Origin of the sequence: Methylobacterium iners, from assembly GCF_022179305.1 — a bacterium.
Classification (GTDB): domain Bacteria; phylum Pseudomonadota; class Alphaproteobacteria; order Rhizobiales; family Beijerinckiaceae; genus Methylobacterium; species Methylobacterium iners.
Window position 1 is genome coordinate 1 of the sequence record NZ_BPQP01000126.1, and the last position, 1,440, is coordinate 1,440.

Genomic DNA, 1,440 nt, shown 5'->3' on the forward strand with positions numbered 1-1,440 from the left:
CGCTGCGCGCCTTCACGCGTCTCGAGTTCGCCTCGCGCACCGGCGCCACCCAGGGCATCCGCTCCGGCACGCAGGAGCGCATCGGCAACGCCTTCGGCGCCATCGGCCAGGATCAGAACGGCCGCGTTCAGCAGTTCGTGAACACCGACAAGGCGTTCATCCAGTTCGCCGGCTTCACCGCCGGTCGCGCCTCCTCGTTCTTCGACTTCTACGCCCACGACTTCGAGTTCCAGACTGCCACGGCTGGCTCCGACGTGCAGTCGACGAACCTGCTCGCTTACACGACCAAGCTCGGCACCAGTGGATTCTCTGCAACGATCTCGATGGAAGATCCCTTCTTCCGCCGCAACACGATCTACTCGCAGGAGTTCGCTGCACCAGGCCAAGGCCTCTCGGCTCTGGCACCGCAGCGCGTGCTGATCACAACCAGCCCGCTCGGTATTCCGACCTTCCAGACGGTCGACGTGTCTCAGCGTAGCCGCCTGCCCGACTTCGTCGGTGTCCTGCGCTACGATGCGGCCTGGGGCTCCGCTCAGCTCTCGGCTGCCGTCAAGGAGCTGAACACCCAGAACCCGATCATTGGTTCAACGGTTGCCGGTACCCTCACCCCGGGCTTCGCTCTCCCGGCAGTTGGACCTACGAGCCGTATTGAGTCCGAGTACGGCTGGGCCGTCCAGGGTGGCGTGAAGATCAACCTGCCCTTCATCGCGCCTGGGGACACCCTCTACCTCCAGGGTGCCTACGGCGAAGGCGCGAGCATCTACACGGGCATCACCTCCTACAACGGCACCTACTCCTCGCGGGTCAGCACCATCAACGGCGCTGCCTTCGACCCGTACATGTCGGACGCCACCCTCAACCCGATCACCGGCCAGATCCAGCTCTCCAAGAGCTTCAGCGTCGTTGGTTCGTTCCTGCACTACTGGTCGCCCGAGTGGCGCTCGGCCGTGTTTGCCAGCTACTCGGAGATCGAGTTCGCTCGCGGCGCTCGCCAAGCCAACGCTCTGGCCTATGCTGGCGCTGGTACGGCAACCGCCAACAACTTCACCGGCATCGTCGGCACGCGCTCCTTCGCGCTGGCCCCGACCCTTCGCGACAACTACCAAGTCGTCGCCGGCGCGAGCCTGATCTGGTCGCCTGTGAAGGATCTCGATATCGGTGTCGAGGGTCTCTATACCAAGGTCGGCGTGCAGCAAGGCCGGGTCATCGACCAGACCCGCAACGCGCCGCTCACCGCCGCGCAGATCAACGCGGGCGCTCTGGTGCGGACCGTCACGGCCGACGACACCTACCAGGTCCGCATGCGCGTCCAGCGCGACTTCTGATCGGATCGTCAAAGCTCGGCCCGCCTGGTTGATCCGAGGCGGGCCGAACGGATCGAGCTTCGATTTCGAGATCGAACCACTAGGCCCGGCGGCAACGCCGGGCCTTTTTGCGTTC

The 1,440-nt window shown here is 64.9% G+C and carries 1 protein-coding gene; it reads left to right on the forward strand.

From position 1 onward, the window contains the following. A partial coding sequence (locus MFF55_RS25705; RefSeq protein ID WP_238246942.1) for a porin occupies nt 1-1,325 on the forward strand: 1,325 nt, incomplete at its 5' end. Between the last annotated feature and the right edge of the window lie 115 nt (nt 1,326-1,440).